Here is a 25,343-nt window from a genome sequence, read left to right as displayed (position 1 = left end):
GTGTTTTGAGCCTTTATTCATATCAACTCATTTTTGATATTATTGACAACCTCTACGCCATATTTTGATCAATCGACTGATAAGATCAACGCAAAGAGCGAGCGATAGCGTGTCACAATATAAAAATGTCCGATGCAAGTAAGCGAGTATTTATGAACGATAAGTCAGTTTCTAAGTCCACATCTCAACTGGCCACCTTAATCCAAATGGGCAAAGAGCAAGGGTATCTTACCTATGCTGAGGTGAATGACCAGCTGCCCGACTCTATTACCGAAAGCGATCAGATCGAAGATATTGTGCAGATGCTAACCGATGTTGGTATCAAAATCTTTGAGTCTGCTCCTGATGCCGATGACATCTTGATGAATGATGATTCAAGTGACGATGACATGGCAGCAGATGAAGCAGCAGCGGTACTTGCCTCTGTTGAGACCGAGCCTGGCCGTACCACTGACCCTGTCCGTATGTATATGCGTGAGATGGGTACCGTTGATCTACTGACCCGTGAGGGCGAGATCTCTATTGCTAAACGTATCGAAGAAGGTATTCGTGACGTACAGCACGCTATGTCTTACTGGCCGGGTACCGTACAGTTCGTCCTTGATGAATATCAAAAAGTACAAGACGGCGAAAAAAAGCTGTCTGATGTCATCACTGGTTTTTTAGACCCTGAAACCGAAGAAGACAAAATCGCTGCTCAAGAAGCAAAAGAAGCGGCGAAAGAAGAGCGTGAGCGCATCAAAGAAGAAAAAGAAAACCCACCAGTTATCAAAGCCAAGGTCAATGCCAAAGCCGAAGCCCTTGATGATGAAGACGAAGATGAAGACGACGTTGAAGAAGAAGCTGAAGAAGAAACCAGCGGTCTTGATCCAGAAGAAGTACGTCTACGTCTAGAAGAGATCGAGCATCTATTTATCAAAGCCAAGCAAGCCTTGCTAGATTATGGTCGTGGTAGCGTACAGGCAGATACTGCGTATGCCCTACTTGCTGAACGCTTCATGATGTTGAAGCTAAACAACCGTCTGTCAGATCAAGTTATGGCAATCATGCATGATGTCTATGATGATGTGCGTAAGCAAGAGCGCCAGATCATGCGTCTGGTGATTCGCCGTGGTCGTATGCCGCGCGAAGAGTTCCGCAAGACTTTCCCAAGCAATGAAACCAATGTTGATTGGCTCATTGAGCGTATCAAAGGTAAGCCTGCATTTGCTGGTACGCTAGAAAAAGTCACTGATGACGTCATCTTATTACAACGTCGTATCCGTGACTACGAGCAGCAGCTCGATATGAAAATCCACGATATGAAAGATGTGGCACGCCGTATGGCTGTTGGTGAAGCAAAAGCTCGCCGTGCCAAAAAAGAAATGGTTGAAGCCAACCTACGTCTGGTTATCTCTATTGCGAAAAAATACACAAACCGTGGTCTACAGTTCTTGGATCTGATCCAAGAAGGTAACATCGGTCTGATGAAAGCCGTTGATAAGTTTGAATATCGCCGCGGTTATAAGTTCTCAACCTATGCTACGTGGTGGATTCGTCAGGCAATCACTCGCTCTATTGCTGACCAAGCGCGTACCATTCGTATTCCAGTACATATGATTGAGACCATCAATAAGATTAACCGTGTCTCACGTCAGCTGCTACAGGAAATGGGACGCGAGCCAACGCCTGAGGAATTAGGCGAACGTCTAGAGATGGACGAAGTCAAAGTCCGTAAGGTGCTCAAGATCGCTAAAGAGCCTATTTCTATGGAGACGCCTATCGGTGATGATGAAGATTCACACCTAGGTGACTTCATCGAAGATGGTACGATCTCAAGCCCTGTCGACGATGCGACGGCGGCTGGACTACAAGAAGCCACTCGTGATGTACTCGGCAACTTAACTGAACGTGAAGCGCGCGTGCTCAAGATGCGTTTCGGTATCGATATGCCAACGGATCATACTTTGGAAGAAGTCGGTAAACAGTTTGATGTCACGCGTGAGCGTATTCGTCAGATCGAGGCAAAAGCACTACGCAAATTACGCCATCCATCGCGTTCTGAGCACCTACGCTCTTTCTTAGAAAATGACTAAGCTTTTAGTTAGTTAAGTATAAAAAAAGCCGAGTTTATCTCGGCTTTTTTGTGTCTGTTAATCTATGTTATCAATGCGCGCCTAAACTTTGCTCAGCATCGGGCTTATCATGCACACCGAAACTCTCTATCATCGCTTGGCTCGCTTCATTCAAACCGATAAGCTCTACCTCAGTGCCTTCACGACGAAACTTAATAATCACTTTATCAATCGCGGCGACTGCTGTCACATCCCAGAAGTGCGCGCGCGATACATCAATGATCACTTTAGAGACAGACTCTTTAATGTCAAAAGATTCCATCATACGCTCTGCTGATGAGAAAAATACTTGACCATCAACGTGATAATAACGTGTTCGCTCTGCTTCATCCATGTGACTATGCACGCTCATATAGCGCTCAATTTTATTAGCAAAGAACAGTGCTGACAGCAGCACACCTATCAATACGCCATAGGCCAAATTATGCGTCGCGACCACCACAGCAACCGTCGTCAGCATCACGACGTTACTTTGTAGCGGTTTGGTTTTTAGCTCTCTAAAAGAACCCCGTTTAAAGGTACCAATAGATACCATAATCATCACAGCGACAAGCGCAGCCATTGGGATAATCCTTAACCAATCACTTAAAAACACAACCATTAATAACAAGAATACGCCTGCTACTAAGGTCGAGAGACGCGTATAGCCGCCAGACTTCACATTGATGATAGATTGACCAATCATCGCACAGCCTGCCATTCCACCAAAAAAACCGCTTATAACATTGGCAATGCCTTGACCTTTGCATTCTTGGGTACGATCACCTTTGGTATCGGTCAAATCATCCACAATGGTCATGGTCATCATAGACTCAAGCAAGCCCACTATCGCCAGACTGATAGAATATGGAAAAATAATGATTAAAGTATCTAAGTTCAACGGGATATCAGGTATCAAAAATATCGGTAAGGTATCAGGAAGCCGACCCATATCATTGATGGTTCGAGCCTCTGCGCCCAATAGAATGGCTATGGCCGTCACCAGTACGATACTGACCAGTGGCGATGGAATGATTTTGCCAATTTTTGGTATGTATGGATAGCCATAAATAATCACTAGGCCTAATGCTACCAAAGCATAGACATGTATTAAATTTGAGCCAGCTTGCGGCATCAGCTCAGGAATTTGCGACATAAAGATCAAAATGGCCAAAGCATTGATAAAACCAAGGACAACAGATTGAGACACATACTTCATCAAATTACCCAGCTTTAAAAAGCCAAAGATAATCTGTATCACACCTGTCAGGACACTGGCTGCCAGTAAGTATTGCAAGCCATAATCTTTGACCAGTGTGACCATGAGGAGCGCCATTGCGCCAGTCGCTGCTGAAATCATCGCTGGACGTCCACCGACGAAGCTAATAACTACAGCAATACAAAACGAGGCATAAAGGCCTACTTGGGGATCAACACCAGCGATGATGGAAAACGCAATGGCTTCAGGAATAAGCGCTAAAGCAACGACCATGCCAGCCAAGACATCGCCTCTCACGTTGCCTAGCCATTGCTCTTTAATTTTGTTTAACATGTTTCACTCAGTTTTTTAGGAACTGCTTTAGTCTGCCAATACACAACGTATCTAATAAATCTCTAGGAGAGACATAAGGAATATCTAACATGAAAAGTCTGACACATCTCTATCTAGGCACATTGCCCATCAAATAATAAATATAAAAATGTGAACTGTCATCGTTAGCGAGTTATTGTCATAACTTACTTTATCAGTTAATGATCTAATCGATACATCGGATAATGATACAAACGTTAAAGCAGTGCATATGCACAAGAAAAAGCGTCAGACGCTTTATGAGAGTCATTGCTGTCGGGAGCAATGTTTACTGAGGAGGGGTACAACTAGGGTGGCGTATTCATCTTTATAGTGGACAGCTTTTATAGAATTAAGAAGTGATATTTCGCATCATTTTAACACATATAGGTAAGTCAATAAAACCGTCTATCTTTTGCTAAGTTACTGAGTCATTGAGCTTTAATTATCGTCTTACTCTGTTTCATCTGTATAGCAATCTCTAATCAATAGGATTTTATTACTAGTTCCCGTTACACTGATAATTTTCTAACCTTTACAGATTCCAATTCTATATTAAAATCATACCGCACCTTCAATACTGTGCTCATAGAACCCATCGCTAGGAAACTGACATGATTGTCCGGCAAACACCCCACCCTTTTAAGATATTTTTCGCCCTTCGCGGTTCAATCATTCCAAAAATCTATCCGCAGTTGCTATTGATTACCATCCTTAGTACGCTTATCACGATTATTCAGCATTGGCTTCCTGACTCTTTTCCTTATTATGGTATTGCGACTTTTACCTTACTGGGGATTGCTCTATCGCTGTTTCTCGGATTTCGCAATAATGCCAGTTATCAGCGTTGGTGGGAAGCGCGCGGACTATGGGGTCAATTGGTCTATGATTCTCGCAGCTTAACCCGTCAAGTACTCTCTTTTATAGACGAAAAAGACGAGGCTGGACAACAAGCACAGCAAAACATAATTTACCTGACCATTGCATTTGTGCATGCTGTCCGTCATCGATTGCGTGGTACGCCACCTTGGGCGGATATTGATCCCTTCGTCGCATCCATACACCATGACCGTATGCGCGAAGCAAAAAACGTGCCTGATTATGTAATGCGCCTCATGGGTAAGCAGCTTGGCGATATTCGGCGTCAACAACTGGTCTCAGAGCAGGTTATACAAAACATGGACGAGCGCCTGACCTCCATGACGATTGTCTTGGCGGCCTGTGAGCGCATTCTCAATACACCGCTACCTTTTGCTTATATGCTATTGGTGCATCGTACGACCTATCTGTATTGCATTATGTTGCCCTTTGGCTTGGTGGCCTCACTCGGCTGGGCGACTCCGTTGATTTGCGCGGTAATCGCTTATACCTTTTTTGGGTTAGATGCATTGAGTGAAGAGCTAGAAGAACCTTTTGGCTTGGCGGCTAATCAGTTACCTCTGACCGCTTTGTCACGCACTATCGAGATTAATCTGCGAGAAGCGCTGGGAGAAACCAACATCCCGCCTGATATCACGCCTATCGATGGCTATTTACCGTAAGCATCTGAGTCATCTCCAAGCGTAACAAGACAAACTAGAGACAAAGGCAACTTGAATAATCCCACGCACGCCACTATAAATAGCAGACAAAGCTGCCGTAGGCAAAAACCTCTACTCTAACCAGCTGATCTATTCAAAAATATTATCTATAAAAGCGAGGCTCACATCATGAGTGATGATTCAAAAGACAACGTCGACAACAGCACAAATAATCCAACCAGCAATCAGCCGTCAGTGAAAGTCACTGATTTGACGCCAAATAAAGGCGTTCTGAAAGGAAAAAAAACAGACATTCAAAACCCAGAGCTGTGGGAGTTCCCAATGAACTACCCACTCAGCATCATTGGTCATGAAGGTGAGCACGAGAGTTTGCTCAATGAAATCAAGCTTATCTTAGGTAGCCAATTCCCTGATTTTGATTTGGCGTCTATTGAAGTGAAACCTTCTAGAACGGGTCGTTTTCATTCAGCACGGGTCAATCTGTACCTGACCGCCGCTGATCAAGTCAATACGCTTTATGCCGCGCTTGACAATGCCAAGACGGTTCGTATTGTTTTATAAGTCGCATAGAAAACTTTAACGCCTTTTTAGTCCAAATCGTCACTCGCTAGTAATAAGATATGGGTGGCGATTTTTTGTGGTTTGATGTACAATCTGCGCCCGCATTATTGCCGCCATGACTCGCAATATCAGTCGACAATAACCGAGAGAATGAAAAATAAATCCCTGCACTATTTTTACAAAAAATTTATTATTGACCGCATTTGCGTCTAACCCTTATCCCATCGTCCTTTGCCAAAATTTGGACTGGCTACAACCTTGTAGCAACATAGTTTTATCCTAAAATCAATATAGTATTTTCAGAATTTTCCCGCTATATTGTGCCTACCAATTAACAAACACGCTATATGTAGTACTCAGTGATTTTAACCATCACTACGAGTAGTGGTCGCTTTTTGCCTAAAAAACAGCTAGCACAACCCAGCATCATAGCGTTATAAAGAATGTCTGCCGCTGCTTTGGCGCGCGACATCACAATAAGCAATCAAAATAGAGGCCAGCATGACACATATTGATAAAATCCAAGTAACCAAGCGTGATGGACGTTTAGAGCCTATTGATTTAGACAAAATTCACAAGGTTATCGCATGGGCCGCGGATGGCTTGGACAACGTGTCGGTATCACAAGTTGAGCTAAAGTCGCACATCCAGTTTTATGAAGGTATCAAGACTCGTGATATTCACGAAACCATCATCAAATCTGCCGCCGACCTCATCTCTGAGACCACGCCTGACTATCAATATCTAGCTGCGCGTTTGGCTATCTTCCATCTACGTAAGATTGCTTACAACCGATTCACGCCGCCGCATCTGTATGACCATGTCAAAACGCTAACAGACGCTGGCAAATACGACGAGCATATCCTAGCGGACTATAGCCGTGCTGAATTTGATGAGTTAGAAGAATACCTTGATCACTGGCGTGATATGAATCTTGCTTATGCGGCTGTTGAGCAAATGGCTGGTAAATATCTGGTACAGGATCGCGTGAGCAAGACGGTTTATGAGAGCCCGCAGTTCTTATACATGCTCGTCGGTATGTGTCTGTTTAGCCAATACGACAAGTCAGATCGTCTTGATTTTGTCAAACGCTTCTATGATGCGACCTCAGAGTTCAAAATCTCCCTACCGACACCTATCATGTCAGGTGTACGTACGCCATCGCGCCAGTTTAGCTCGTGCGTACTGATCGAATGTGGTGATAGCCTAGACTCAATCAACGCCACCACTAGCGCCATCGTACGCTATGTGTCACAGCGTGCTGGCATCGGCATCAACGCAGGTCGTATCCGTGCCCTTGGTAGCCCTATCCGTGGCGGCGAAGCACAGCATACTGGTTGTATCCCGTTCTACAAACTTTTCCAAACAGCGGTGAAATGCTGCTCACAAGGTGGCGTCCGTGGCGGTGCTGCGACTCTATTTTATCCACTATGGCATTTAGAAGTTGAGTCATTACTGGTACTCAAAAACAACCGCGGCGTTGAAGACAACCGCGTCCGTCATATGGACTACGGCGTACAGTTAAACAAAACAATGTACACGCGCCTAATCAAAGGCCAAGACATCTCGCTATTCTCACCAGGTGATACGCCAGGCTTGTATGATGCGTTCTTTGAAGATCAAGACAAGTTCGAAGAGTTATATACCAAGTACGAAAACGATCCTAACATCCGTAGCCGTCAAATCCCAGCCGCTGATTTGTTCAGCCTAATGATGCAAGAGCGCGCCAGCACGGGTCGTATCTATATCCAAAACGTCGATCATTGCAACACGCATAGCCCATTTGACGCGGCCATTGCGCCGATTCGCCAGTCAAACCTATGTATGGAAATCGCCCTACCGACCAAGCCACTGGATAATATCAATGATGAAGAAGGCGAAATCGCCCTATGTACGCTATCAGCGGTCAACTTGGGTAAAGTCGAAAATGTCAGCGATATTGAAGAGCCAGCCGAGTTAATCGTGCGTGCGCTTGATGCCCTGCTCGACTACCAAGACTATCCCGTAAAAGCGGCTCAAAACGGCAGCATGCGTCGCCGTACGCTCGGTGTGGGCGTGATTAACTATGCGTATTACTTAGCCAAGAATGGCGCACGTTATTCAGACGACAGCGCGCTTGGTCTGACTCATCAGACGTTTGAAGCGTTGCAGTTCTATCTCTTAAAAGCGTCGAACAAATTGGCAAAAGAGCAAGGCGCGTGCCCTGCGTTCAATGAGACGACGTACTCACAAGGCATCTTGCCGATTGATACGTATAAAGCCGACTTGGACAAAATCTGCCAAGAGCCGCTACATCTCGATTGGGAAACGCTACGCGGCGAGATCACTGAGCACGGTCTACGCAACTCTACCCTAACCGCCTTGATGCCGTCTGAGACCTCAAGCCAGATCGCCAACGCGACCAACGGTATCGAGCCACCACGTGGTCTGGTCTCTATCAAAGCGTCAAAAGATGGCATCTTAAAGCAGGTCGTGCCTGAGATTGATAAGCTAAAAGATCAGTACGAGCTACTATGGCAAATGCCAAACAATGACGGTTACCTAAAGCTGGTCGCTATCATGCAAAAATTCGTCGATCAAAGTATCTCTGCCAACACCAACTACGATCCAGTTCGTTATGCTGGTGGCCGTGTACCGATGAAGATCTTGCTAAAAGACTTGCTAAACGCTTATAAAATGGGTGTGAAGACGTTGTACTACCATAACACTCGTGATGGTGCGAACGATGCCCAAGCGGATATGGAAGATGATTGTGCAGGTGGGGCTTGTAAGATATAGGTTTATTAGGTGGCGAGTTTTGCTTTTAGGTTAGACTCGCTATTTGTCTACTAATTCTTTTTATGGAAATAATACAAATGATTTGTGGATATGAAACGCCAGATTTTAAAACGCTACAAGTAACTCTATACGATTTTTTAGATAAAAAAAGTAACGATACAACTATTATTGGTGAAAAAAGAAATTTATCTGCCATTTTGAGTGAGGCTATAAATAAAGCTAATATTGACAGACTCTACAAATTGGATAAGCTAAATTTAACATATAACAGCTGGTCAGACAGTGGTAAAGCGATTAATGAAAACCTTTTAGCAAATTGCAATATTACCTTGTTAAAGATAATACATGGAGAAAACATAGAAAGTTTTGCGTTTGATAATATTATTGAATCTCTATATCTAGTATTATATGCAGATTTCTATGAAGCATCTTTCATAGTTTCTGACATACATAATAAAAAATTTTTTGAAGGTATAATTAATAAATTAAATTATTATATTGAATACCTTTCACCTGAAACTATAAAAAGATTGAGATACTTATGGTTCGAAATTCCAAAAAATGTCTTTACTGTACATTTGAATCAACATCTTGAACCTAAAGTTCTTGAGACTGTTAAAGCTTTGCAAAATAACGAAGCTTTCATTAAGAAGCAAAATACTGAAAGTGAGAAATTAGTATCTGATATTGGTGCAATCAAATTATCATTAGATGAACAGAAAAATGCATACAACTTCTTAGGATTATCAGATGGTTTTAAAACACTCAAAGATGAGAAAAAAAATGAATTATTTTGGCAAAATGGTTCATATTATACTCTGATGATTATAATAATTTTACTAATAATCTCAAAATCTGTCTGGTCGGCAAATTACTTAATTTCTAACAGTTTTGATAGTCCTATATTTATCATAGTAACTATTTCAACAATCTTGTTCCTATTTATATTACTCTATTTTTTTAGAATATCATTAGTTAATGTCAAATCTATTAAGTCGCAAATACTTCAGATTGATTTACGCTTAACTTTATGTAGGTTTATACATAACTATAATACAGAAACTGCCAAACTTAGAACAGAAGATATGAAGGAAAGTTTTGACAAATTTGAGAGTGTGATTTTTGCGCCTATTGTAGCTACTGAAGATCAAATGCCAGCAACTTTTGACGGCCTTGAACAGCTAACTGGACTTCTAAGCTCATTTAATAAAGGCTCAAAGTAATCTTTGAAGATACAAACAGTAGGCAGAATTGGCTACCGCTATAATTGAAACACATATACAAAATAAAAAATGGAGATCATAAACTTGAACTATACCGCAATCATCAAAGACGGTGGTTTGTTTATCCCAAACGTATTTTCAGACCTAAACGATGGTGGCTCGCATATCGTACAAGTCGAGGTTGATATTGCAGCGGTGCGTCAGCAGTTAGGTGTGGATGAAGCACCAAAGACAACGGTCGCCAAAAAAAGCGCGGCAAAAGCAGCCAAAAAGCCAGTATCGAGAGCGGCTAAAAAAGACTTAAAAACAGCAGCGGAAGAGTCTGATGTGAGTACCCTACGTAAAAGCGCACTTGATGAATTAGAAGCACTAGATGATAGTGAGCTGAGCGAAATATTCAAAGCCTATATGAACGATGGGCAAGAGTCGTCGCAGATATCACTAGAGAACCTCTAAGCTAAAACGCTATAATCCAAAAACGTGTCATAACCTCAAATCAAAACCAGTCAAACCCCTATAAATTAATAACCGTATCAATTATAAAGGCAGTCCCATGACTTACTCGATTTTTTCGCAAACGCCAAACAATGCGCTAACAGAGCCGATGTTCTTTGGTCAGCCCGTCAACGTGGCGCGCTATGACCAACAAAAGCACCCGATCTTTGAGCAATTGATTGAAAAGCAGCTGTCATTCTTTTGGCGTCCAGAAGAAGTCGATGTCTCACGCGACCGTATCGACTTTAGCAATCTGTCCTCGCATGAGCAGCATATATTTTTGAGCAACCTCAAGTACCAGACCCTACTCGACTCGATCCAAGGTCGTAGTCCAAACGTGGTGCTACTGCCGCTAGTGTCTATCCCTGAGCTTGAGACGTGGATTGAGACATGGTCGTTTAGCGAGACGATTCACTCGCGCAGCTATACCCATATCATTCGTAATATCGTTAATGACCCAAATATTATCTTTGATGACATTATGCAAAACGAGCACATCTTAGGCCGTGCCTCTGATATCGCCCAATACTATGATGAGCTGTATCGCAACTCGCAGCTATATAGCTTATACGGTGCTGGCACGCACACTATCAATGGCGAGCAAGTCACGGTTGATTTACGATCACTCAAAAAGCAAATGTATCTATGCATTATGGCGGTCAATGTGTTGGAGGCCATTCGTTTCTATGTGTCGTTTGCTTGCTCATTTGCGTTTGCTGAGCGTAAATTGATGGAAGGCAATGCCAAGATCATCAAACTCATCGCTCGTGATGAAGCGCTGCATTTGACAGGTACTCAGCACATGCTTAACCTCATGCGTAATGGTCGTGACGATCCAGAGATGGTCGAAATTGCAGCAGAGTGTTATGAAGAAAGCATTGAGATTTTCCGCAAGGCAGCTGAGCAAGAAAAAGACTGGGCAGGCTATCTGTTCAAAGATGGCTCGATGATTGGTCTAAACAAAGACATTCTGTGCCAATATATCGAATACATCACTAACTTGCGTATGGAAACCGTCGGCTTGCCAGCGGCGTTCCCGAACTCAAAATCAAACCCAATCCCGTGGATCAATACTTGGTTGTCGTCTGATAATGTGCAAGTAGCACCGCAAGAGACTGAGATTAGCTCGTACTTGGTTGGTCAGATTGACTCTGACTTATCAGACAGTGATTTTGATGACTTTGAGCTATAAACGTTTATAACTGTAATCGTCTTATGGGTTAATAGTAGGGATAGCAATAGCACAAACATATCCCAATAGGATCAACGATGACTTGGGTAATGACCAGTAAAAAGCAGTTCTATCTACATGATGACGAGAGTCTGCTAGATGGATTGCTACGCACCGGACACGAGGTAAACTATCAGTGCCGCGAGGGCTACTGTGGTAGCTGCCGAGTCAAGCGTATTGCCAGCTCGCATACGGTGGACTATCCGTTTGATCCGCTTGCGATGATTGAGGACGATGAGATCCTGCCCTGCTGTTGCCGCGTGCAAGGGGTTATTCATATCAACCATGACCCCATTGAAAAGTTATAATGCAATGGTAAACGCAAAACCCTAAGCTTACGACAGTCAGCGTTACTAAAAGTGTTGCAAACCTTCAAACAAAAAGCGCGCTCCTTTAGATAAGGAGCGCGCTTTTTTATGCGACTAGCTAAATTAATACACCTTACTGTGCCGCCGTGTCTTGCTCAAACAGTTTCATCAGCTCTTCGCGCATACGATCACGCTCTGCTTTTGACATCATTGGCGCTTCTTCATCACTTTGGATACTTGGCTCTGCTTCCATACCGCCCATACTCTCTCCTTGCAGTACGACAGGACGCTCGATAGGCTCTTGGACAGGACGTTCCTCTAGCATGATTTTGACTTGTGCATTTTTGCCCTGGCGTAGTATCTGCGCATCCAGTTCAGTATTTGGCGGCTTACGAGCGACATACTGGATCAAGGTATTGGCATCGGTCATCTCGACACCATCGATGGTTAGGATAATATCACCAACACGCAGTCCACTCTTGGCAGCAGGACCACCTTGAATGACATTTAGCACTTCCACACCAGTTGAGGTTTCGAGCTGCGTTGGGTCACGTAGTTGTGACTGAATCTCGATACCGAGCCAGCCACGACTGACGCGGCCATCTTTGATGAGCGCATTCATCACTTGCTCAACGAGCGCCGTAGGAATCGCAAAGCCAATACCCATCGAGCCACCAGAGCGTGAGAATATTACGGTGTTAATACCGACCAGCTCACCGCGCGCATCGACCAGTGCCCCGCCCGAGTTACCTGGGTTGATCGCCGCATCCGTCTGGATAAAGTCTTCAAACTTATTGACACCCAGTCCAGTACGCCCAGTCGCTGAGATAATCCCTTGGGTCACCGTCTGACCGACACCGAATGGATTACCAATAGCTAGGGCCAAATCACCGACACGGATTGGATCTTCACGGAAACCAAGTGGCGTCAGCCCTGTCATATCGACTTTGATCACTGCCAAGTCACTGTCTGGATCGGTACCGATGACTCTAGCACGGCTCTTGCGACCATCGTTAAACGCGACTGTGATCTCATCGGCTTTTTCGATCACGTGAGCATTAGTCACGATATAGCCGTCTTCTGATACGATGACCCCTGAGCCTAGATTGGTCGACCCTTGATCTTGTGACGGTCCGCTATAATTTTCAAAGAAACGGCGCAATACAGGATCATCCATATAAGGGTGCTCCATCATCGCTTGGGTCGTATAGATATTGACCACCGACTGTGACGCGCGTGCTACTGCGTTATGATAAGAAGATATCGGCGCTGGCGTGTCTGCCACTGGTGCTGAGGCTTGCTGCTCAGCTGGCGTGGTTCTTGGTGGTTCCCACGTCGCCTCTGATGTCGACTTCATACTCATAAACAACCAGATAAACGCTGCTAACACTAGCAACAATAAAACCCAAGGCAACCATTTTAATAGGGGTGCCTTGTTATGGGTGTTCTGGGATGACGACATATAGAACCTCTATAAATGTAATGCAAACAAACAGTGAAAAATAAAGTTATAAGAGATAAAGTAAGTTGGTTGCGACTGATCGCATCTCATTTCATTGCCTGGCTAAGCAATGAAACGGTCTGGCTAGGCAACGGATGCACAGATAGGCAGACTTACATGTATAAATTATAACCGCAATGCCGTGAAATAGTAACGTATCGTGTACCGTTTCAGTTATCCATCTTGTCTACTCTTTTGCAGCGTCATGTTAAAATAAAAACCATGTAAAATACTTGCCACAGAGACCGATACGATAAGAATAAGGAAACCTAATGACCCAAAACACGACTAAATCTTTGACCAGTAGTATCAGTGCACAAGAACTGACGCAGTTCTGTGATGAGTATCTATCTGCCAGTGCATTTAAAGACTACGCGCCAAACGGGCTACAAGTAGATGGTGGACGACCGATACAACGCATCGTGACAGGGGTGACAGCATGTGAAGCTTTAATTGACGCTGCTATCGCTGATAATGCTGATGCCATTATGGTACATCATGGTTACTTTTGGAAAGGCGAACCTGCTCCGCTCACAGGCATGAAGGGTCGACGTGTCCGTAAACTCATGCAGCACGGTATCTCTATGATTGGCTATCACTTGCCGCTTGATGCGCATCCTGTGGTTGGCAACAATGCCCAGTTGATCGATGTCTTAGGTATGACGATGACTGGTGCGCTCTACCCTTCCGAGTCGCACCCTGTTGGCAATATTGCCACTTGTACACCGCAAACTACTGATGATCTTATCACCACAATTACTCAAGTATTAGGGCGCGTACCGCTTCATATCTCAGCCAATTATGAAGATAACGCAGATGCTCACTCACAGAACAGACTGATCAAACGAGTGGGTATTTGTACAGGTGGTGCCCAAGATATGATTGAACAAGCGGCTGCTATGGGCTGTGATGCCTTTATATCAGGAGAGATATCTGAGCGTACCACGCATAGTGCGCGAGAGTTGGGTATCGACTATTTTGCCTGTGGTCATCATGCAACCGAGCGTGGCGGTATCCAAGCATTGGGCGATATCGTTGCCAAAAAATTCGAGTTACCAGTGACGTTTATTGATATCAGTAATCCTGCTTAAGAAATTAGCATAGCTTGTATGGACAGTTACATGGTAGAAAAACAGATTGAAAATTGACAGTTTCGGGCTTATTTAAATTCACTGTCTATCTGTTTTTAGCCATTATTAGTCTTTTTGTGAATAACAGACAGTTAATGTACGGTAATTTAACCGCTTATGTCTCTATTGTTAAGTTTTATCGCTTTTTTCTTAACTCTACTTGAATAATACAATCGGTAACCGCATATTACTACCTGTAAGAAAGAACGTTTTGTCATGAAACTTCCCATTATTACAGCTTCCGGTTATGGCACTAGAGTGATATTGGCAGTAATCTAAGATTTTATTACACATGATAAGTAATGATATTTTAGAATACTGACCACTGAGACACGACGTATGCAATATATTTTGGCAACATCGCGTTTTTAATTTTAGTGTCGCGATGACAATAAGACGTGGCTTGTTTTATTTGATAGCTACTGTACTTACTCTCATCGCTGGACAAGAAACTTTGTAGCAAGCCACCTTATTACTAATAACACAAGGTGTCGCCAGCTTTCAAAGTTGCATAGTAAAGGCAAATGAAGATATTTATTTTAATCTTAAAATATCTCAATGCTGCTTAGCGCTATGTCATTGTCCCAATGACTTACTCATGACCTTACCTATGTTTGATATATAGTTGTTTGACCATTAGCCACATCGAAACGTTGATGAAGGAATCATCTGATCTATATCCTTCCTATAGTCGTGCGTCCAGATTTTGAGACGACTGTTGTGATGATATAGAGGATACCTGAATCGCCGGTTAATGATCGCTCATATCGCTAACTCTTAGAGAGAGTATGCTAGTGGCACTGTATTCAAGCAAGATGATATGTACTTGTTTTATTTAAAAGTACCATATCGTCTGAGACGCTATATCGATAGATGCAAAATGACGTGCACTTGTCTTTATGTGTTTTTGTGGTAAGAAGGATGGCTAAAATCAGGAGAAATCCATGCAACGTATTACTTATCGTGTAAAAGTATCTGCGCAAGGGGCCAAACGCCGTATTTCTTATTTACTGCGTCCATCTAAACGCCTGCTTAACACCAAAAGTAACATCGTTTCATCCGTTACCCCTACTGCGTCAGGGCGTTTTGCCAGAACCAAGAAGCTGGCACAAGTATCCAGTATAGCACTACTCTCTCTGCCAGCAGAAAGTCTGACCACTATGAGCGCGCCTGTGCCAGCTTATGCCAACGTCATGCTAGAGAACACCTTAACCATTGCCGCAGTACCAGGCGATAGTACCTACTTTGCGACTGATGGCTTCCAACATGGCTTTGGATTTGACTTGGTGCGCACTTACGCTGATGAGCTGGGTGTTGATATCGACCTAAAAGCTTATGCTAACGAAGAAGCTGCGCTAAAAGCTATCAGATCAGGTGATGCTGATATGGCGCTGACTACTGCCAGCACCAAGCTAAAAAGCCAGCTTAATCTGTCCTCTATCAATGTCAGCTGTGGTTATGATGCCAGTTTGACTAAAAATGGCTTACATCCAAAAGTCAGCTGGACGTTCAGTTCACCTAATGACCCACTATCCAAAAAAGCCAGTTACTTCTTGTGCGATAGCATCAAGCTACAAAACACACAAAAGCTGGCAGCATTCTACAATCAGAACTTGCTAAAAGATGCGTATAGTCAGGATCATTTCCAAAAAACACTGACAGAAAAACTGCCTGATTATCAATCATCGTTTGAAGAGCAAGCACGCAATTATAATCATGATTGGGAGTTGCTAGTGGCTATGGGTTATCAAGAGTCGCATTTGGATGCCAATGCAGTATCACCGACTGGCGTACGTGGCCTTATGATGCTGACCAATAACACCGCAAAAGCAATGGGCGTCTCAGATCGTGTTGATCCTTACCAAAGTATTGGTGGCGGTGCACGCTACCTAGAGCAAGTCAAAGACGACTTCTCTGATGTACCCAAAACAGACCGTATTTGGTTTGCCCTTGCAGGTTATAACATGGGTCCCAATGCAGTCAAAAGAATTCAGCGTGAACTACGTGCTCAAGGTATTGATGATAAGAGCTGGGCGAACGTCTATGCTTATTTAGCAGATAACAAAGCTTCCAACAGCCGCTACGGGCAAGCAATGCATTATGTCAGTAACATCAGAAGCTACCTTGAGACCATCAAAACTCAAACTGTCTAGTCGATAGATCTCTATTGGATAGACACTTATAGAACTAAGTATCTAGAACTAAATATCCAAAAAAAAGCTGCTCTTATTAAGAGCAGCTTTTTTGTCATACGGTCAGTCAGAACGATATCTAGATACCGTATCTAAGGTCTCATTAACGATTGGGTACTGTCAGACGCTGACCACGCTGCAACATAGTGTCAGCAGCGATGTTATTCATGTCAGCCAGCTCTTGTGTCGATACGCCATACTTACGAGCTAGACCAATCAAGCTATCGCCTGAACCAACGGTATAGCTTACAGTTACTTTTGGTACTTTAAGGGTTTGACCACGCTGTAACTGTGCGTTAGTTGCCAGATTATTCGTCGCTGCTAAATCCTCAACAGAAACTCCAAATTGACGTGCCAAAGCAATTAAACCATCACCTGATTGGACTTTGTAGTTTTCAGTGTTACTCAGTTTTGTTCCGCTACTCGCAGAGCTGCTGCTGTTACTACTAGTAGAACTACTGCTTTGACTACTGCTAGAGGCACTTGCAACACTGCCACCAGCAGGAATCGTAATCGTACGACCCAGTATCAAATTAGAAGTGGTCGTTAAGTTATTCGCTGATGCCAAATCGCTCAAGCCGATGTTATAGCGTCTCGCCACACCAGTTAGCGTATCACCTGATTTTACTTTATAGCTAACCGCTTTATCATTGAGCTGACGATCAACCAATTCTTTAGAAACAGGTACTTTTATCGTTTGACCACGTTGGAGACGTGCTCTTGCATCAAAGTTGCTGTTAACAGCAGCAATCTCTGCGGCACTAACACCCACACTATTGGCAATGCCAATCAAGGTGTCACCTGATTGTACCTTGTAACTGGTGGTCGCTACTGAGCTTGCGCTATTGGCACTACTAGAGCTTGACGTACTTGCTGTATCAAAATTAACACTAGCTGGTACTTTTAATGTCTGACCAACGTATAGTGAGCTATTAGTATTGATACCATTTAGGCTGGCTAATGTGTCTGTTGATACATTGAACTGACGCGCTAGAGCAATCAGACCGTCTCCTGATTTTACTTTATAACTCTTAGTTGCAGCGTTTGACTTGTTCGACCGAGTAGAAGGTGCCGCAGGTGTTGTCGCCGGTGCAGTCACTTTGCCCGGTATCAACCACAACTTTTGTCCTCTAAGCAGATCTGCACGACTACTAAGATTGTTGTAGCTGGCAAGCTGAGTGACTGACAAGCCAAAGCGATTTGCTGTACCGATGAGCGTGTCGCCGCCTTGTACAATATAGCTATCAGGCTGACTGGCTGCAGTATTATTGGCAGCAGCCAATGGCTCGATAGATTTAGCATTGTATAAATATAACGTACTACCAGACAATAAGTTGGCACTGGCGTCTATCTGGTTCCACTCTGCGATATCACGCCAGTTTACCCCAGCACGGCTTGCAATATTCGATAGGGTGTCGCCACGCTTGACTGTATAAGTACTGCGCGTGCCTTGCGGTTTTGGCTTGCTGGCCGATGACTTTGCAAAGCTAAGTTTTTTCTCTGCACCACTTGCTTCTAGGATAGACTGCTGCGTTTGAACGGCTGATAGGTTAATATTACCATCAGCATTAATTACGTTAGTTTCAGAGGTGCTTCTACGAATTTGATTGGCAATGAAATCACGCTCTTCTTTACTCAGTGGTGGCTCTTGGACAATCGTATTGTTCTGAGTGATTTGAGCTGAAGTGGTCGGTAGACTGTTGCTACTCTTAAGCTCAGCATTGATTTTTTTGGTCTCAGCATTAGTCAATGGTGGCTCAGTACGAACTGAGGCACTACCGCTATAAACAGAGCTGCTCGTCGTTTGAGCCGATGGTGAGATATAGCTTGTCGTTTGCTGAGGGACGCTAGCGCTAGCAGCATAATCAGCCAAAGCGCTGCTGCTAGATGGTAGTGATGATGAGGTATATGGCTTGTTATTATAGCTTGGTGTCGTTGACGCCGGTGTGCTTGTATTACCAGATGCCAATACGTTACCTGTACCATTGCCGCGCAATAGGCTCAGTTTAGCATCAGCATTTAGGCTAACATCGTTAGGAATAATGACACGCTGCGGACCTGAAGAATCAACACGACCTGAGGTCAATGCCGTATTGAGTCGTTCGAGCTCATCATAAGTCACACCTGTGAGCTGTGACACTTCAGACAAGCTCACACCATAGTTGACTGGCACACTACGGAAATGCTGACGGTTGGCAATAGCCGGTAGGTATACGCCATACTGCTCAGGTTTGGCAACAATTTCGGCAACTGCCAAAAAGCGTGGCACGTAGTTCATAGTCTCTGTAGGCAGCTGCAGTGACCAATAATCGGTTGGCAAGCCGCGTGCAGCGTTCGCATCAATGGCTTTTTGTACACGACCAGGACCTGCATTATAAGCCGCCAGCGCAAGCTCCCAACTACCAAATTGGTTGTGCAGTGCGGTCAAGAAGTCATAAGCGGCACGGGTCGACTCAATCACGTCACGGCGACCATCATAAGTACTGCTTTGGTTCAAACCGTAAATACGGCCCGTACTTGGAATAAACTGCCATAACCCTGCCGCAGCTGCGCTACTGGTACCGCTTGGGTCATACGAGCTCTCAATAACAGGTAGCAAAGCCAGCTCTGTCGGGATATTACGTCGCTCAGCTTCTCGTACCGTATGATAAATATAACGGCTGGCACGCGCTGTTAGACGGTTTAGGTAGTCTTGTCTGCTAGTAAACCAGCTTTTTTGTCCTTCGATACGCTGATTATAAATCGGCTTACCACCGTTCATACGGTAACCGGCACGCAGGCGATTCCACAAATCACCATACTGTTGAATGGCAAGCTGGTTGCCTTCCACCATTGTCATGTCAGTTGCTTCTAACAAATCTGCCAACTCATCTAAACTCTCTGCATCCAAAAATGCAGTAGAATAGTCTGTACTATTCGTCGCCACTTGAGTAGCAGGACGTTTAGTAACAACAGATGAGCTGTTAGTCGCACCTGTGTTTTTTACTGCTGAGGTGTTACTACACGCGCTAATGAGTAACGTTGATACTGCAAGCGTCAAGGGTAACGCGACAAATGAGCGAGATTTTGATAGCACAGTAGACATGGTATTGGAGGTTTCCTAACGACAGAAAGTGATAAGATAAAGTTGATAGATAGTATAGTATGCAACGTAAAGCAAAAACCAGCCTAATATAAAAGATAGTAATAATCGTTTAGAGAATCGTTTAAAGCTGACACCTTTTAAAGACTTTTGATGTCAGACTTTTAATGTCAAAATCCTTAGTCATAGGTTTTGACATCGACAATCAGACTGGCTACTTTTTCAAACAAATAACCGTTTTTTGCTTTGTCTGACGGACATGCTTGGCTACCTACTCTTTTTGTTAACAGGTAATAGGCAGCAGCTAACTACGCTTGTTCTGAGTCAGACTTAGTTAATAGCTACTTGCGATACTGCGCGCAGTAGTATGGCATTGCCAGTAGATACCGTCAGCGTCACGCGAGAGGTGGTAACAAACGATACTGGCTGACCGTTTTTAATCCAGCTTTCGTTTGTTGTGACATTGGCTTTGGCCTGATCACCTGTGATGACCACATTATCTACTGATATGTCATAGCGATAATTCGACGTATCGTTCCAGCTATTCTGCAATAGTCTCAAGTAGGCGTCTTTATCTAGGCTAGTCGACTTACCCTTTCTAGATAAAGAAATCAGCGCATCATCAGATACAAGACGCGCCACTTGATTGATGCTTTGGTTATTTGCAGAGGACTTCATTGCTGCTGCATAATTTTGCACCAAAGCTTCTGTCATCGTGGCAGCTTGTGCACTGATGCTAATGGTGCTGGCTACTGCTACTATCGCAGTGATGCTGGCGCCTTTTACCAAGAGAGCTAATAGCCCATTACCCAATAGTTTTTTCATGATAATCCTTAGCGATATTTTTCGTTAGCGTCATATAGTGACGATCAACGCTCTTTATCATTTATTTTGGCAGTACGTTTTTATAGATATATCTGTATGATTATACTTATATAATATGCCGAGCCTATCATCGAATTCTCACAGCCATGTGACACCCTGTGTAATTATTGCGACTAACAAAACGCAGAAGTCTCACATTTGCGGCTATGACACCGCACGTCATTAAAACGGTTATTTTTATGACGTTTGGTACCATAACATTTGATCTCAAGGGCTCTTATAGTGGCTCTTAATACTAGATCAGCTCTCAATACTAGAATTTAGCGTCGCTATTGCTATCGTCATCTTGCTCGTCGTCACTGAGCTTCATACCCAAACGTTCTACACGTCTGTCCATCATTTGTCGAGCTAAGGCCTGCATATCTTCTACGCGATCTATCTCATCAACAATCTCAAGCCCTAGTAGTGTCTCAAAGACATCTTCTAACGTGACCAAGCCTTTTACTTCGCCATATTCACCGACAGTAATCGCAATATGAATACGGTTTTTTAGCATAAGCTCTAGTAGATCGAATAGCTTCATTTTAGAGAATACGAAAGTAATGTCTCTTTTGAACTGGGTCAACGGTTTGTGCATAGCATGATTGACTTTGGCCAATAACATGTCAGTCTTTAAAACAAAACCCGTAATATTATCTAAGTCACCATCATAAATAGGCAGTCGAGAAAAAGTCAGTTTTGGGCGATCAACCAATAACTCAGCCACTGTTTTGTTTTCTTCAAATGCGAGCATCACTGAGCGCGGCGTCATGATGTCTTCGACCTTGATAGCACCAAACGCCAGTAGATTACGAATAATACGTGACTCTAATGGATCGATCTGACCTGACTCTTCACCAATGCTAGCAAGTGCGGCAAACTCGCGACGGCTAAACGTTTGCGTCTCTTTACCGCGTACTAGTAGCTTAGTCAAGCGTTCTGACACCCAAATAAGTGGGTACAAAATCATGATAATACCGCGGACAAAGTATGCCACCATGCCACTCAGCTGACGCCAGTAGACCGTACCCAGTGTTTTTGGAATAATTTCAGATAAAAACAAAATGGCAAGCGTCATAATGGCAGAGAATAAGCCGAACCAAGCGCTACCAAATACGATCGTCGCCTGCGCACCAGCCCCGATAGAGCCAAGCGTATGCGCGACCGTATTTAGGGTCAAGATAGCGGCCAATGACTGGTCGATATTGTCAACTTTAAGGCTCTTTAGCATCGCTGCTTTTTTGGGGCTTGTTTCTTGCACATCGGCAATAAACGATGGCGTCATGCTAAGCAGGACAGACTCTGCAAGCGAGCAGACAAAAGAGACGCCAATAGCAAGCAGAACAAAAAATATTAAGAGGGTAACGCTAAGCGCCGTTGGTGCTGCAGCAGCGGTGGTTGTGGCTACAGCACCAGCTGCCCATACAGACTGCGGTAGCATCAATAACGCTAACGCAGAAAAAAATGTATAACCAATTTGAGAACTATTCTTCATTCTCGGGGGAGGTTCTGCAGATGCGTCTTCACGATGAGCGCGCGGACGACATAAACGAGGTACAAACATAAAAGTGGTGAACAAGTTAGGTAACCTAAAAAGAGAAAATGGAATATGACATAAAGAGCAATCGGTGTCGGTTAGCAGCGTACTACAAGATCTCTAGAGATCATTATAATGTTGATTATATATAGATCAGATACGGTGTCAGGCTTATTTAGTCTACTCTGTAGTACTTTTACTCACCATCTACCTCGCTACACTGCATGAACCGATACCACTGCTCAAAGCTGTCTTAGCACTGCTCCAAAGCTATATTTCGCTTCAATAGACAGCAGACTAAATACAGGCAATCATTGCCATTTGATAGTAGCATTGATAGTAGCATTTCACAATAAGTCGCTATTTTTAAGTTTTTATTTTTTGGTCACTTTTATTGTTCATTATTGCCTCAATATTACTGAGCGAGTCACTGCTGTTTATGGCTCCTTGTAATGCTATTTATGGCTTCGTATTTGCGTATCCTATACCTGGAATAGTAAAACGTTGTTGTGACACCTGTGTACTGCTAGTATGCCGCTACGCTAACAAAAACACGCTCAGCCTATGATTAACAGTTACCAAGTCGGGTATTTTTTGTTACTATGCGTCTAATTTTATTGTTATCTATGACTTACTGAGAGATATTATGAGCCTATTTATTCAAGCTGCCCATGCTGCCCCAGAGACTGCAGGTGCTGCAGGTTTATTCGGTCAGATTTTGCTGCCTGTTGCCTTTTTTGCTATTTTTTACTTCTTGGTTATTCGCCCGCAGTCTAAGCGTACCAAAGAGCACCGTGCAATGGTTAACGCCTTGAGCGTTGGTAATGAAATCATTTTTGCTGGTGGCTTGATGGGCCGTATCAAAGCGATAGAGGGCGATTATGCCGTCGTAAGCCTAAACAACAATACTGACGTAAAAGTACAACGTGCTTCTGTTATTTCAGTATTGCCTACTGGCACAATCGAAGGCGTATAGTCACTACTGTTTCTTACTAGTAATGATTTGATGGTCATCTCACCACTGGGTGTCATGACAAAACAATGACCGTATATCATTTACGGTCATTTTTCGCTGTTAAGGCAGTAAAGTATAGTTGCCATATAGGCTGATTTTTTGTCTATATACGTTGGCTCTTGAGACATATTGGTTTTATCTATTTGCTTAGTGATATTTTTGGTGACTAGATAAAGATACCTCTGTATTATTTGCTTTACTGTTTTATGCTTTACTATCACCGCGGATGATCGCAATGAAGCCTGCCAAATAGACAGTCAATCATTGCTGTCGCTAACTTCCCATCTGCTAACTTGTGGCTCACATCGCCAGTCGTTTATCAACCTAAAGAAGTGATTATGCAATATCCCGCTTGGAAATACTTAATTATTGCCGTCGTGCTACTCGTATCCGGTCTGTATGCTGCTCCTAACCTCTACCCTGACGAGCCTGCAGTGCAGATTACCAGTGCAGCAGCTGGCACACAATTGTCTGAAGGCATTTTGACCCAGTCTCAAAGCTTACTCGAAGAGGCAGGACTAGACAATCATGATGGTACATTTGAGGGAAACAGTGCGCTGGTACGTCTCAACAACCCAGTTGACCAGCTAAAAGCGCAGGAAGTACTCCGTCAAAACTTGGGTGAGGACTATGTAGTAGCTCTCAACTTAGCACAGACGACCCCGCAATGGCTGCGTGATATCGGTGCAAAACCGATGAAGCTCGGTCTTGATTTACGCGGTGGTGTTCGTTTTGTACTAGAAGTTGATATGGACAAGGCACTTGAGCAGCGTTTGACTAGTGCCAGTCGTGATATGCGACGCGAGCTACGTGCTGAGCGAGTGGCGATCAAAGGTATAAAAACTGAAGAGCGCGGTGTTGTGTTGCATTTTGCTGACACTGATACGCGTAATCGTGCACAGAATGTGTTGCAAGGCTCGATGAGCAATACGTTTAATCTGCAATCTTCTATTGATGATCAAGGGCCTGCGTTAGTGTTGTCGTATAATGATGCAACGCTTGATGAGATCAATAGCTACGCGGTCAATCAGAACCTAACGACCCTACGTAACCGTATTGCTGAGCTAGGTGTTACTGAAGCCTTGGTACAGTCTCAAGGTGCTAGCCGTATTGTGGTCGAGCTGCCAGGTGTACAGGATACCGCTGAAGCAAAACGTGTCCTTGGCCGTACCGCAAACCTTGAGTTTCGTATGGTGGCAGACGACGCCGATACCTATACAGGCGGCATACCTCCTGCAGGCACAGAGGCATTCCCGTTTGAGACACTAGATGGTCCACCAGTATTACTAGATCGCCAAGCAATCGTCACAGGTGATAAAGTAACCAACGCACAAACTGGCGTAGATGAAAGCGGCTTACCTGAAGTAAGTATTACTTTGGATAGTGCTGGCGGCAAGCTCATGCAGAACGCCACTCGTACCGCTGTTGGTCAACAAATGGCTGTATTGTTTATTGAAAATAAGCAAAGAATTACTTACGAAGAAGATCCAGAGACTGGTGAGACGACTGAAGTTCGTACGCCTTATGCTGAAACTAAAGTTATCAACCGCGCTAACATTCAAGCGGTACTGGGTTCATCATTCCGTATCACTGGTTTAGACAGCAGTGCTGAAGCAGCTGAGCTTGCTCTATTGCTACGTTCAGGCGCACTTGCGGCACCAATGTATTTTGTAGAAGAGCGCACTATTGGTCCATCGCTGGGTCAAGAAAACATCGACAAAGGCTTGTTCTCTACGCAGGTTGGCTATCTTCTAGTCTTTGCGTTTATGATTATCTTCTATCGTCTGTTTGGAGTGATTGCCAACGTGGCACTCGCCGTGAACGTTATTATTATCATTGCTATTATGTCAATTTTGGGTTCATCACTGACCCTACCTGGTATTGCTGGTATTGTCTTGACCATCGGTATGGCCGTTGATGCCAACGTACTGATCTTTGAGCGGATACGAGAAGAGATTGCCAATGGCGTACGGCCAAAATCCGCTATCGTGGCAGGTTTTGATCGCGCATTTAGTAGTATTTTTGATGCCAACATTACTACCCTATTGGTCGCGTTTATCCTATTCGCGATTGGTACGGGTCCGATTAAAGGCTTTGCGATTACGCTAGCTATTGGTATTGTCAGCTCGCTGTTCACCGCTATTTTGGTGACCCGTGCACTGGTACAAATTGCTTACGGTAAGCGTAAATCCATCAAAAGTCTGAGCATCGGTTAGGAGAAT

17 protein-coding genes are annotated in these 25,343 nt (G+C 43.9%); 12 read left to right on the top strand and 5 right to left on the bottom strand.

Annotation, left to right across the window (positions count from 1 at the left end; genetic code table 11):
* Positions 1 to 152: 152 nt before the first annotated feature.
* Complete coding sequence (rpoD, locus tag NJD71_RS02260; RefSeq protein WP_319050301.1) at positions 153 to 2,075, top strand: RNA polymerase sigma factor RpoD; 1,923 nt, start codon at positions 153 to 155, stop codon at positions 2,073 to 2,075.
* Positions 2,076 to 2,145: 70 nt separating this feature from the next.
* On the opposite strand, the gene NJD71_RS02255 is transcribed toward rpoD, so the two are convergent.
* Positions 2,146 to 3,645 (bottom strand): SulP family inorganic anion transporter, encoded by a 1,500-nt coding sequence (locus tag NJD71_RS02255; protein WP_319050300.1) that lies wholly within the window; start codon positions 3,643 to 3,645, stop codon positions 2,146 to 2,148.
* Positions 3,646 to 4,277: 632 nt separating this feature from the next.
* Here NJD71_RS02255 and NJD71_RS02250 point away from each other — a divergent pair.
* From NJD71_RS02250 to yfaE, 7 genes are all read left to right on the top strand, one after another.
* Complete coding sequence (locus NJD71_RS02250; protein WP_319050299.1) at positions 4,278 to 5,204, top strand: bestrophin family protein; 927 nt, start codon at positions 4,278 to 4,280, stop codon at positions 5,202 to 5,204.
* A 270-nt stretch (positions 5,205 to 5,474) separates the two neighbouring features.
* Positions 5,475 to 5,765: a YbeD family protein gene (locus NJD71_RS02245; RefSeq protein ID WP_442967638.1), complete on the top strand. Its 291-nt coding sequence runs from the start codon at positions 5,475 to 5,477 to the stop codon at positions 5,763 to 5,765.
* 501 nt (positions 5,766 to 6,266) lie between these two features.
* Entirely contained in the window at positions 6,267 to 8,543 is a 2,277-nt protein-coding gene (gene nrdA, locus NJD71_RS02240; protein WP_319050298.1) for a class 1a ribonucleoside-diphosphate reductase subunit alpha, read from the top strand.
* Between the two features lie 62 nt (positions 8,544 to 8,605).
* Entirely contained in the window at positions 8,606 to 9,766 is a 1,161-nt protein-coding gene (locus NJD71_RS02235) for a hypothetical protein (protein ID WP_319050297.1), read from the top strand.
* An 84-nt stretch (positions 9,767 to 9,850) separates the two neighbouring features.
* A complete protein-coding gene (locus tag NJD71_RS02230) occupies positions 9,851 to 10,222 on the top strand; it encodes a hypothetical protein (protein ID WP_319050296.1) in 372 nt (123 codons plus the stop codon).
* A 97-nt stretch (positions 10,223 to 10,319) separates the two neighbouring features.
* Complete coding sequence (gene nrdB, locus NJD71_RS02225; RefSeq protein ID WP_319050295.1) at positions 10,320 to 11,453, top strand: class Ia ribonucleoside-diphosphate reductase subunit beta; 1,134 nt, start codon at positions 10,320 to 10,322, stop codon at positions 11,451 to 11,453.
* Positions 11,454 to 11,530: 77 nt separating this feature from the next.
* On the top strand, positions 11,531 to 11,800 hold the full coding sequence (gene yfaE / locus NJD71_RS02220) for a class I ribonucleotide reductase maintenance protein YfaE (protein WP_319050294.1): 270 nt from the start codon (positions 11,531 to 11,533) through the stop codon (positions 11,798 to 11,800).
* A gap of 133 nt (positions 11,801 to 11,933) precedes the next feature.
* Here the strand turns inward: yfaE and NJD71_RS02215 are convergent, their stop codons facing one another.
* Positions 11,934 to 13,262, bottom strand: a complete 1,329-nt coding sequence (locus NJD71_RS02215) for a S1C family serine protease (RefSeq protein ID WP_319050293.1) — start codon at positions 13,260 to 13,262, stop codon at positions 11,934 to 11,936.
* Positions 13,263 to 13,573: 311 nt separating this feature from the next.
* Between NJD71_RS02215 and NJD71_RS02210 the strand changes: the two genes are divergently transcribed.
* Together NJD71_RS02210 and NJD71_RS02205 are read left to right on the top strand one after the other, a co-directional pair.
* Positions 13,574 to 14,392: a Nif3-like dinuclear metal center hexameric protein gene (locus tag NJD71_RS02210; RefSeq protein ID WP_319050292.1), complete on the top strand. Its 819-nt coding sequence runs from the start codon at positions 13,574 to 13,576 to the stop codon at positions 14,390 to 14,392.
* 983 nt (positions 14,393 to 15,375) lie between these two features.
* A complete protein-coding gene (locus NJD71_RS02205; RefSeq protein WP_319050291.1) occupies positions 15,376 to 16,584 on the top strand; it encodes a transglycosylase SLT domain-containing protein in 1,209 nt (402 codons plus the stop codon).
* 142 nt (positions 16,585 to 16,726) lie between these two features.
* Here the strand turns inward: NJD71_RS02205 and NJD71_RS02200 are convergent, their stop codons facing one another.
* From NJD71_RS02200 to NJD71_RS02190, 3 genes are all read right to left on the bottom strand, one after another.
* Positions 16,727 to 19,708 carry a LysM peptidoglycan-binding domain-containing protein gene (locus tag NJD71_RS02200; RefSeq protein ID WP_319050290.1) on the bottom strand — a complete coding sequence of 994 codons (2,982 nt, stop codon included), beginning with the start codon at positions 19,706 to 19,708 and terminating at the stop codon, positions 16,727 to 16,729.
* A 327-nt stretch (positions 19,709 to 20,035) separates the two neighbouring features.
* Positions 20,036 to 20,530 (bottom strand): hypothetical protein, encoded by a 495-nt coding sequence (locus tag NJD71_RS02195; protein ID WP_319050289.1) that lies wholly within the window; start codon positions 20,528 to 20,530, stop codon positions 20,036 to 20,038.
* Between the two features lie 313 nt (positions 20,531 to 20,843).
* Positions 20,844 to 22,064 (bottom strand): hemolysin family protein, encoded by a 1,221-nt coding sequence (locus NJD71_RS02190; protein WP_319050288.1) that lies wholly within the window; start codon positions 22,062 to 22,064, stop codon positions 20,844 to 20,846.
* A gap of 688 nt (positions 22,065 to 22,752) precedes the next feature.
* Between NJD71_RS02190 and yajC the strand changes: the two genes are divergently transcribed.
* Both yajC and secD read left to right on the top strand, forming a co-directional pair.
* Positions 22,753 to 23,082 carry a preprotein translocase subunit YajC gene (yajC, locus tag NJD71_RS02185; protein ID WP_319050287.1) on the top strand — a complete coding sequence of 110 codons (330 nt, stop codon included), beginning with the start codon at positions 22,753 to 22,755 and terminating at the stop codon, positions 23,080 to 23,082.
* A gap of 377 nt (positions 23,083 to 23,459) precedes the next feature.
* Entirely contained in the window at positions 23,460 to 25,337 is a 1,878-nt protein-coding gene (secD, locus tag NJD71_RS02180; RefSeq protein WP_319050286.1) for a protein translocase subunit SecD, read from the top strand.
* Positions 25,338 to 25,343 lie beyond the last annotated feature (6 nt).

The organism is Psychrobacter sp. PP-21 (assembly GCF_033790785.1).
Taxonomy (GTDB): Bacteria; Pseudomonadota; Gammaproteobacteria; order Pseudomonadales; family Moraxellaceae; genus Psychrobacter.
The sequence above is the reverse complement of the archived record's forward strand: the minus strand, read 5'-3'. Positions and strand labels throughout refer to the sequence as shown.